Consider the following 10,484-nt stretch of genomic DNA (forward strand, 5'->3'; position numbering starts at 1 on the left):
CGTATCGGCCTTCACCTTACTGGCGCCTTCGACACACCAGCGGGGCGAAGGAATAGGGCGGAACTACAGTGCCAGCGCGAACCTGATCTGAAAAGTTCTTGATTTTATCAAGTCTGGTGGAGCTGAGGGGATTCGAACCCCTGACCCCCTGCTTGCAAAGCAGGTGCTCTTCCGACTGAGCTACAGCCCCTTGCCCTTGTCCTGCGACACAGAAGCGCCCGGGTGGGCGCTTCCGATGCAGTGTCGCTCCTCAATTACAGCAGGCGCGACTCGTTTCCGTCAACTTGACCGGGCGGCAACCCGCCAACGAGCGCTAGTGCGTAAGGATCTGCTCGAGGAACATCTGCGTGCGCGGCTCCTTGGGCGCCGTGAAGAATTCTTCCGCCGTTGCGACCTCCACGATCTCGCCCTCGTCCATGAAGACGACGCGGTTTGCCACGTTTCGCGCGAAGCCCATCTCGTGCGTCACGCAGATCATTGTCATGCCGTCCGCGGCCAGCTCCATCATGACTTTGAGGACCTCGTTGATCATCTCAGGGTCCAGGGCGGACGTCGGCTCGTCGAACATCATCAGCCTGGGGTTCATCGCGAGCGCCCGGGCGATGGCCACGCGCTGCTGCTGCCCGCCGGAGAGCTGGCCGGGATACTTGTCGGCCTGCTCGGGTATGCCCACGCGCTCCAGGAGTTGGTATGCCTGTTCTTCCGCGTCCCTTTGCGGCATGTGACGCACCTTCTGCGGCGCAAGGGTGATGTTCCGCAGTACGGTAAGGTGGGGGAACAGGTTGAACTGCTGGAACACCATTCCGGTTTCCGTGCGGATTTTGGACAACACACGGATGTCGTCCGTAATCTCCTTGCCGTCGACGATGATGCGCCCGCCGTCGTGGCGTTCGAGCTGGTTGATGGTGCGTAAGAGGGTCGACTTGCCGGACCCCGAGGGGCCGATGATCACGACGACCTCGCCTTCCCCAATGGAGATGTTAACGCCATTGAGCGCGGTGAAGGTGCCGAAGCGCTTCACTACGTTCTCCATGCGGACCATCTCGTTGCTGTTCTTCTCCGTCATTGCTTCACCCTCCGCGGAGTTCGCTACCGCCGTTCGCCCACGCCCAGCCGCGATTCAGCGGCGCTGCCGAGCTTGGACAGCAAGTAGGACACCACCCAGTAGATCAGGGCCACTATGATGTAGATCTCAAAGAACGCACCTTCAGCAATGTCAGTTTGGCCGCTCAGGATCTTCTTGGACTTTTCCAGTGTGTTGACCAGCGAGATTGCGGCCAGAAGCGCCGTGTCCTTCCACAGCGCGATGAAACGACCGATGATCGCAGGGATTACGGCGCGGATGGCCTGAGGAAGAACGATGAGTGCATACATCTGCACAGACGACAGCCCCAGGGACTGCGATGCCTCGCGTTGCCCCCTGGGGACGGACTGCAGGCCACCGCGTATGACCTCGGCGATGTATGCGCCGCCGAAGAAGGCAAATACGAACATGACGCGGTACACAAGGTCAATGCTGCTGAAGGCTTCACCAATGGGGCCCAGCTCGTCTTTGAGAAATGTCGCGAAGAGGAGCCAGACCAGCAGGGGCGCCGCCCGAACGACCTCGATGTAGCCCACCGAGGATATGCGGATGGCCAAATACGGCGAGATCCGGCCCAGGGCCAGCGCCATGCCGATGAAGAATGAGAAGAACCCGCCAACGGCGAAGACGAGCATGTCCAGGAAGGCGCTCTCCCAGCCATTGGTGGAAACCCCAAGTTGCAGCAGTACGATGGCTGGGATGAGCAGCACCCACAGCGCCCCGATGCCCTGCAGAACGATCGGGTTGCTGCGATATCTCGAAATCTGCTTGCCAACCCAGGCGCCAATCGCGAGCGTCGCGAAGACGCCGGCCATGAACACCCACGTCGACCCGAAGGGAACAGCCAACCCCAGCGACAGCGCGTACAGCCATGAGGGCGCCCATCCACGGTCCACGACCAGCACGTTGTCTATGCCGGTCACTGTCTGCGTCTGCCCTGCGGACTCGATGACATCGGTGAACTCGTTCTGCTCGATGCGGACCTCTGTACCGAGCCCAAGCGTCAGCACCATCGCCGCGACGACGCCGATGGCGACCAGGTACGGCCGAAGTTTCCCGGCCCATATGCCGTAGGTGACCGATATCAGCGCAACGACTAGGAAGACAGCGATCCAGATGCGGAACGTCTCGTCAGCCGGATAGCTGCCGATGAAGAAGAGCCGCCGGTTGATGGCGACGAGGCCCCAATTCGCCTGGAAGAGCACGTACCGGGCAGTAAGAAACAGCAGCACTACGGCCGCGCCGACGGAAACCAGCGTCAGGGCCGTATTGCCCCGGGTGTTGAACAGGTTGGCTTTCACCCACTCGACGCGCTGGGCAAGGGACGCCGGCCGTATGGCAGTTGAGGTCATCATTTCAGCTGGACGTTCTTATTGATGGTGTTCATGATCATCGAGATGATGAGGTTGGTGAGGATGAAGACTATGAAGATGAACAGGTAGGTCTGCAGCAAGTTACCGGCGTTGTTCACGATGCGGTTGGAGATGAGGACTATCTCGCCATAGGCGATGGCGTGGGCCAACGTCGAGTCCTTATTGGCGTTCTGGTACTCATTGTTCAGGGCAGGGATCATAATGCGCAGCGCCTGCGGCAGCACGATGAGGGTGAACCGTTGATACACGGTGAACCCCAGCGAGGCCGATGCCTCGACTTGCCCGCGCGGAACTGCCTGGATGGACCCGCGCACGATCTCCGCGATGAACGCGCTGAAGTAGAGGGCTAGGGAGACCAGCGCGCTAATGTATCCCAACCCAAGCTGGTTGCCGCCCGCGTAGGTGAAAAACCCGGACTCAGACTGGACCACCTCAGGCAGGGTGACGCGCAACGGGAGCAGCAACGCGAGGAATGAGGCTACGGCCAAACCGACAAAGACGGCGATACCCCATGTGTTGCCCCGCATGACGCGTCCCGTCAACTCCTCCTGCTGTTCCCGGACCCGGCGTACCCACATCGCAATTGCGGCAGCGATGATGAGCGCAATGGGCCAAATCCACCAGATGTCGTTGGTTGGCGCCAGCCACGGGATCGCCAAACCCCGGTTGCTGATGTAGAGGAACCCTCTGATTCCCGATTCTGACTGGATCTGCGGCAATGCCCTGAAGACGCCAAAGGCAAAGAAGAACATGATCAGCAGAAGGGGGAGGTTTCGGAAAGTTTCTACGTAGAACTTGCCCAGCCGGGTGAGGATTGGGTTGTTGGCGAGTCGGGCCACGCCGACGAGGAGACCCATCAGCGAAGACAGAGCGATTGCGAATACGACGACGGAGATGGTGTTGCCCGCGCCCTTGAGCATGCCCAGCCATCGGGGATCGCTCGCCTCGACCTCGAGGGCCGCGAAAATGGAGCTGCGGTCCGGGCTGCCGTAGGGACCGGTGATGAAGCGAAAGTCAAAGAGGTTGGAGAAGATGGAGTACACCAGGTAGATGGCAATGATTGCTGCGGCAAGGCCAACGACTACGTTCACCACTTTGGCGCGGGAGTCACTGTGGTTCCAAACGTCGCTGAGGTATTCTTTCATTACAACGGCCAGAATAACGGCAAAGGCATGGCCCGTGCAAGACGGGCCATGCCTTTCACCATCAGATTTTTGGTATCCGAATTGCTACCGCATCGGCGGCGCGTAGATGAGACCGCCGTCCACGTAGGAGGCGTTCAGCGATCCGGCACGCGTGAGACCAACGGCCTCCAACGTGCTCTCATAGGCTTGGCCGTAGTTGCCTACCTGCTTGATGACGGCCTGCATGAAGGTGCCGGGGATCTTGCCGTGGCCGATGCCCAGGTTGCTGGGAGCGCCGCCGTCAAAGCCGACGCCCAAGAGCCGCGCCACGGTGTTGTTCGGCGGGTTGGCCGCCATGGCGTCAACGTTGCCGGAGTGCACGCCCTGCTCCTCGGCGATGATCATGCCGTTGACCACCCAGCGGACCACGTCCTCCCACTCGGAGTCGTAGTCGCGGACGCTGGGACCAAGGGGTTCCTTGGACAGCGTCTCGGGCAGCACGACGGCGTCGACGCCGTCATCGGACTTGAGGGTGAACTGGTGACCGCCGAGCTGGGATTTGTCAGAGGACCAGGCGTCGCACTGGCCACCGATGAAGGCGCCGCGGATGGCCGCGTTGTCCTGCAGGGTCAGCTCAGAGTAGGTCAGGCCATTCTCTGCAAAGTAGTCGGACACCGCGCCCTGCGTGCTGGTGCCGTCAAGGATGCAGATGGTGGAGCCGCCAAGCTCATTGACGCTGGCGACATCGGAGCCAGCGTGGACCATGATGCCGGCGCCGTCGTAGAAGGTGGTCGGCGCGTAGGCGACTTCGAGGTCGGCGTCGCGACTGGCAGTCCAGGTCGTCGTCCGAATGAGGACGTCGATTTCCTTGGCTGCAAGGAGCTCGAACCGGTTGGCGGAGGTGGCTTCCTTGAACTCTACCTTGCCGGCGTCGCCAAATACGGCTGCCGCCAACGCACGGCAGTAGTCCACATCGTTCCCGGTAGCGGAGCCATCCGGGTTCAGCACACCAAAGCCAGGCGTGTCAGCCTTCACGCCGCAAATCAGGTTACCGCGCTCGATGATGACGTCCAGCGTGTTCTCGCGGGCGTCCTCTCCGCTGTCAGACTCACAAGCTGCTACAACAAATACGAGCAATAATGCGGCAACCACCGCAAATATAGAGACCAGCCTGCCATTTCGGTTCATCTCGCCTCCTATGCCTTTGTATATTAGATACGCCCTACAGGAATCTACCGTCAAACTCGCTCCAATGCAAGAGTCTGAACGGCAGTGAAACGTGAAAATCCATCAACATCCCTGCGCATAGCGTCGTTCTGGCCCGAGTGCGTCACTATGTTGACAAGGCGTAGCAGCTACAAACGAGACCCTTTGTGCTGTGTCTCAACGACAAGTGGGCTATCTACATTCTCTATAGTAATAGGGCATAACCAAGTTGTTTGTCTATAGCAAATATCAAGTTCGTGTCTATGCTTGCGTGGATGAACCTGCCACAGGAACCGTGATGTGCAGGGGTGGTCGTGACGTCAGCAGCAGCAGCGCCGAGACCGCCAGCAGGCCTACACACGGCCACCAGACGCCCTCGTAGCCTCCGGTGTTGTCGGCGACGTAGCCCGTGACCGGCCCGGCCGTCGCGGCGAAGAGCATGGTCGTCAAGAGCGCCACGGACCTGACGGCGCCGGCGTGCTGCCGCCCGAAGTAGGCCGCATACACGATGCCCTGCAGGGCGCCGAGTGAGTTGATCGCAAATGCCCAGATGTAGAGCGCCACGAACATCATGAGGGTGTTTGCCACGTTCAGGGTGAGTATGAAGCACGTCAACATGAAGAGCATATTCAGCGCCAGCAGCCTCTCCACGCCGACAAAGGCCACCTGACGGCCCATCGTCACGGCGCCAACCAGGGTCAGAATCTGCGCCGTTCCCGCCGCGAGCGCCATAAGGCTCGGGTCCATTCCCTCGCCAATGAAGTAGGGGAAACGGAAGATGACCATGGAGGTCGTACAGAAGGTGAACATGCTGTAAGCCAGCGTGACGCGCCAGAACGCCGGCGTGCGAATGGCCTCTGCCCTGGTCCATTGGCGAGCCTCTGGATCGCGAGATGCGCCGGACGCCCCGGACTCCCGTGGGGTGTCGCCGTCGGGCATCAGGCCGATGTCTTCCGGCTGCCGCTTGAAGACAAGCAGTGACACCGGCACGATAACGCTCAGCCCGATGATGCCGAGCGTGAGCCACCCCGTCTTCCACCCGAACTCCAGGATGACCCACTGAACGGCTGGAAATGCAACCAGCAGGCCGAAGGGCGCGCCCATGGAGAGGATGCCGAGGGCGCGGGCACGTTGACGTACGAACCACTTGGCCACGACGGGCGCGCCGTAAATGGAGGCCGGGCCGTGGATGCCCACAAGGCCCGTCACGACGTAGGCGGTGATGAACCACCATTCGGGGTGGAAGAAGCTCAAGCTGCCGAGGAGAATTGCCGCGATGCCTCCCGCGACGGCTAAAAGCACCTTCGCGCCGTAGCGGTCGATGAGGCGGCCGATGAAGAGCCCTCCGACGGCGGCCGCCAGCAGGTGCCCGGTCTGCGTCCAGCCAAAGAGCGCGCGGCCCCAGCCGAGGTCCTCGCGCATGGGCTCGATGAAAAGGCCGTAGGTGGGGCCGGCGAGCGCCATGGCCGTGGCGCCGACGACGATCATGCCCCAGACGACGTACCAGCCATAGAACAACCGGGGTTTGCGGCCTTGCTGCACGGGGGAAAGCGCTCCTCTACAGACGTTGGCGGTTGCCTCGCCCATTGTGGCGCAAGCGAGTCGCTCGCGCCACCACTGGCGCTCGGCCTGCGCCGTCTGTCGGCGCGAGACTAGCGTGCGCTGGCCGGCTGTGCCTCGTCGGCGACTGCGCGCGGCGGGGACGCTGTGGCGTAGTTCGAGAGCACGATGCCAGTCCCGATCGCGGCGAGTATCAGCGGAATTGCCATGAGGAACGCCGTTAATCCAAGGGCCGACCACTGTCCACTGAGCAAGGGAGGCGCGAGCGGGATGATGATGAGCGACAGGTCAACAAGGCCAATCAGCATGAGTGGGACTGCGCGCACCCAGATGGCGGCCAACACGGCGATCACTGCGGCGACGAGGCCGACATTGGTGCCCATTGCAACTGCGGCGTCAGTTTCCTGCGAAAGCCCGTATTGTGAGCCAATGGACAGGGGGTTGTGGCCCACGTAAGCGATGACCACGGCCATCACGACGGCCACAGACACGGCCAATCGCAAGAAGTACAGGCCTGTGCGGTACCGGTTTCGCGCCTTGAGACTCGGATCAACGGCAATCTCCACGCGGGGCTGAGCGCCCGGCGGCCCCTTGCGTTGACGCCCGAAGACCATGTCGTACCCGAATGCGATTACGATGTAGCCGACGGTAATCGTGATCGTGAGGGTGAAGGGCCAATATTCGAAAAGCTGCCCCACAAATCCATCGAAGAAGGCCAATGCCACTACCAAGTCGCCCATGGCGCCAACACACTCCTAGCACTCAGCGGAGGAAATAGTTAACTGAGACCGATTTTCCGGTCGCAGTTTATGGTAACACTGCGCGACGCTGTAGCGATAGCGCAGCATGACAGATATTTAGAACCCGCTCCTGCGGATAATGGGCGGCCAAGCCCGGCCGAGCGCACCTGCAAGGAAAACCTGTATACTCCCCCTGCCAGCAGCCTGGACACTCGGAGAAGCCATGGCCCGGACCCAACAATCAGACCACGACTCGCTCGGCGGAAGTTTGGCCGCGAACGTTGTCGTGCGTTCCGGGGTCTTCTACGGCTGGTGGATCGTGCTTGCCGTTGCGATGATGCGGGTCATGGCGTCGGGCGTCGGCAACCAGGTGCGGAGCCTGCTCGTCCTGCCGCTGGAGGAGGAGTTCCAGGTCTCCCGCGCCGAGGTCTCGCTGATGTTCACGGGCGGCAGCATCGCCGTCGCGCTTACGGGCCCGCTTGGGGGCTGGCTCATGGACAAGTTCGGCCCCCGTCGCATCATGATCATCACCACTGCCATGTCCATTGCCGGGTACGTCCTGCTTGCGATGGCGACAGAGTTCTGGCAAGCCCTTCTCATCTTCACGATTCCACTGGGCGTCGCTTACAACTGGGCCATCCTCAACTCGGGCGCGCCGATCCTCAACAACTGGTTTGAGCGAGGGAAAGCACGCGCCCTATCGCTCCTCAACGTGGGGCATGGCGCGGGCGCGCTCTTGCTGCCCCTGATGGCCATTGCCATCGTCACCTTCGAGTGGCGCTGGTCGATGCTCCTCGCCGCTGGGGTCATGACCGTCGTCATGATTCCCGTGCTGATGGTGGTGAGGAACACGCCCGAGGAGATGAACCTCGCGCCGGACGGGGACAAGCCGGACCCGACGCGCGCAGCCACCGGCGGACGACCGGCCATGCTCGCCGGCATGACGCTTGCGGAGGCAGTGCGAGGCCCCTTCTTCTGGGCGGTGGGCATTGGCAGCTCGTGCATGCTCTTCGTCAACTCCGGCATCATCGCCCACATCGTCCCGCTGCTGGTGTGGAAGGGGCAGACAGAGAGCGTCGGCGCGCTGCTGCTGAGCCTGCAGCTCGTCTGGACCGTCCCTGTGGTGCTGGGCGTCAGCTGGGCCGCCGACCGCTACGACGGCAGCAAGATCATGGTGGGCATGATGTGCGTGGTGCTGGCTGGCGCGGTCACGCTGCTGGTGGCGCAGAGCCTGTGGAGCCTGGTCCTGGCGGTCATGATGCTGGCGACGGGCGGCTCGCACTGGGCGATCTTCTGGGCGGTGCTTGGCCGGCAGTACGGCCGCGCCAACTACAACAGCATCCGGCTGTGCATCTACTCCATCATCATCTCCGGCATCGCGGGGGCGCCCTTCTTTGCCGGCCTTACCTACGACCGGACGGGAAGCTACGGTCCGTGGCTGCAGATCATCCTGTTCGTGGGCGTCCTGGGTCTGATCGCCTTCATCATTGCCGCGATCACTCGGAAGAAGCATCCCACGTGGATGCACAGGTAAGCGCGTTGCGTGCCCCTGGCCTCTGCATAGCCGCAGGGCTGGCGGCCGTCGTGCTGTTCGCGGCCTGCGGGGCCGAGGTTGCACCGGAGGCTCCAGACGCTCCGTCCGTTCCCACGCCGCCTACTGCCGCCACGCAACCGCCTTCGCCAATGCCCCCGCACCCACCCAGTTCACCAACCCCAATGCAGCAGCCGTCACCAGAAAATACACCGCCCCCTGCCGTGGCGCCCCAGCTGTCCCCAATGCCGTCCCCGCCCCCTACGCCGTCCCCGCCGCCGACACCATCCCTGCCGCCTATGCCAACCCTCCCTCCGACGCCGGAGTCCTTTGGCGAGGAGATTGGGGCCGCGGTGGTCATGGGCTCGTGCGCGTTCTACATCGAGGTGGCGAACTCGCCGGAGACACGGGCCATCGGGCTGATGAACCGCGAGTCGCTGGGACAGGACCGCGGGATGCTGTTTGTCTTTTCGGAGGAGCAGGTGCTTGGCTTTTGGATGAAGAACACGCTCATCCCGTTAGACATCATTTTCGTTGACCGGGACCTGACGGTCGTGGACGTGCAGACGATGCGGCCGGAACACGAGATCGCGCCGGACCCGCTGCCTACCTACATATCGGCGGCCCCTGCGCTGTACGCCATCGAGATCAACGAGGGGCTGGCGGCCGAGTGCGGCGTCGAGCCGGGCGACACCATCGAACTGCGCAACCTCATGCGGGACGCGCAGCCGTAGCGCGCCTCCGCCCGCTGAGGCCCAGCGCGGGAAGCAGCGCAGCCAGCAGCAGTATGGCCGAGATGCGGAAGAAGTCGCGGAAGAGCGCTATGCTGGCGTCCGACACCGATGACGTGTAGACATCCAGCTGCGCCTCGTATTCGGCCTGAGACAGGTCAGGCGAGGGCAACGGCAGCGCGAGGCCCTGCGTCGCAGCCTGGAACTCGCCGACACCCCATGCGGCGAGAGCGGCCATGCCGAAGGTCATGCCCACCATGCGCGCGGCCGTCACCAACGATGCCGACGTCGCCTGGTAGTCGGCCGTCGTCGCGTCCATCGCGGTGACGAAGACGGGCGCGATGACCAGCCCGAAGCCGAACCCGGCGAGCGCCAGGTGCAGCGTCATTCGCGGGTCCGCGATGTCTATAGTCCAACCGCTCATGTACAGCAGTCCGACGCTCCCGATGGCCAGCCCGAACATGGTCAACGTACGCTCGCCGAGCCGGTAGGCCAGGAAGCCGCCGATGACCGCGCCGACAGGCATCGCGCCGGTCATGCGCATGAGCCGCAGGCCGCCCTCGAGGGGACTCTGCGCGAGCACGGTGTTCGCCATCAGCGGCACGGTCACCATCGCCATGATGAGGGACGCACCCACCAGCAGCTTCACGACGAGGGCCGCGGTCGCCTGCCGTGAGCGGAAGAAGGACGGCGGCAGCAGTGGGTTCGGCGCGCGAGCCTCCACCCACACCAGCAGGCCGACGACGATTGCGCCCACGCCGCCCAGCGCGTAGGGCCACGGCGAGGAGGCGTCGAACGCCGACTGTTGCGCCGTGGCGAAGACAAGCATCGTCAGGCCGGCGACCATGAGCGCGCCACCGGCCCAGTCCATGCGCACGCCGGACAGGCTCGCGACGGGAAAGCCGCGCAGCGCCCAGATGAGGATGAGGGCCTGCGGGATGTCCAGCCAGAAGACCCATCGCCAGCCCCAGAGGTTGGTGATGACGCCGCCGTAGAGCGGGCCGAGCACCATGCCGGCCTCAGCGCACGCGCCGATGATGCCCACCGCGATGGCCCGCCGGGTGCCGGGGAAGGACTGCACGGCCATCGCCATGCCGACGGGGATAGTCGCGCCGCCGCCGAGCGCCTGCACGAC

The 10,484-nt window shown here is 63.1% G+C and carries 9 protein-coding genes and 1 tRNA gene; 2 read left to right on the plus strand and 8 right to left on the minus strand.

What is annotated here, in order from left to right:
- Positions 1-114: 114 nt before the first annotated feature.
- From OXC99_12065 to OXC99_12095, 7 genes are all read right to left on the minus strand, one after another.
- Positions 115-190: transfer RNA gene (locus tag OXC99_12065), tRNA-Ala, on the minus strand.
- A gap of 123 nt (positions 191-313) precedes the next feature.
- Positions 314-1,042, minus strand: coding sequence for an amino acid ABC transporter ATP-binding protein (locus tag OXC99_12070; GenBank protein MCY4625719.1), 729 nt, complete (start codon positions 1,040-1,042; stop codon positions 314-316).
- A gap of 47 nt (positions 1,043-1,089) precedes the next feature.
- Complete coding sequence (locus OXC99_12075) at positions 1,090-2,439, minus strand: amino acid ABC transporter permease (protein MCY4625720.1); 1,350 nt, start codon at positions 2,437-2,439, stop codon at positions 1,090-1,092.
- Entirely contained in the window at positions 2,436-3,602 is a 1,167-nt protein-coding gene (locus OXC99_12080; protein MCY4625721.1) for an ABC transporter permease subunit, read from the minus strand. Before OXC99_12080 ends, OXC99_12075 begins: the two co-directional genes overlap by 4 nt.
- An 84-nt stretch (positions 3,603-3,686) precedes the next feature.
- Positions 3,687-4,769 (minus strand): amino acid ABC transporter substrate-binding protein, encoded by a 1,083-nt coding sequence (locus OXC99_12085; protein MCY4625722.1) that lies wholly within the window; start codon positions 4,767-4,769, stop codon positions 3,687-3,689.
- A gap of 279 nt (positions 4,770-5,048) precedes the next feature.
- Positions 5,049-6,329, minus strand: a complete 1,281-nt coding sequence (locus OXC99_12090) for an MFS transporter (protein ID MCY4625723.1) — start codon at positions 6,327-6,329, stop codon at positions 5,049-5,051.
- 110 nt (positions 6,330-6,439) lie between these two features.
- On the minus strand, positions 6,440-7,087 hold the full coding sequence (locus OXC99_12095; GenBank protein ID MCY4625724.1) for a hypothetical protein: 648 nt from the start codon (positions 7,085-7,087) through the stop codon (positions 6,440-6,442).
- 223 nt (positions 7,088-7,310) lie between these two features.
- Here OXC99_12095 and OXC99_12100 point away from each other — a divergent pair, with 223 nt between their 5' ends.
- Positions 7,311-8,621, plus strand: a complete 1,311-nt coding sequence (locus OXC99_12100) for an MFS transporter (protein ID MCY4625725.1) — start codon at positions 7,311-7,313, stop codon at positions 8,619-8,621.
- A gap of 296 nt (positions 8,622-8,917) precedes the next feature.
- Complete coding sequence (locus OXC99_12105; GenBank protein ID MCY4625726.1) at positions 8,918-9,352, plus strand: DUF192 domain-containing protein; 435 nt, start codon at positions 8,918-8,920, stop codon at positions 9,350-9,352.
- Here the strand turns inward: OXC99_12105 and OXC99_12110 are convergent.
- Positions 9,330-10,484, minus strand: a 1,155-nt coding sequence (locus OXC99_12110; protein ID MCY4625727.1) for an MFS transporter, incomplete at its 5' end; no start/stop codon positions are given. The two genes, OXC99_12105 and OXC99_12110, sit on opposite strands and share 23 nt — an antisense overlap.

It is taken from the genome of Chloroflexota bacterium, assembly GCA_026713825.1.
Classification (GTDB): Bacteria; Chloroflexota; Dehalococcoidia; order Lucifugimonadales; family UBA1127; genus UBA1127.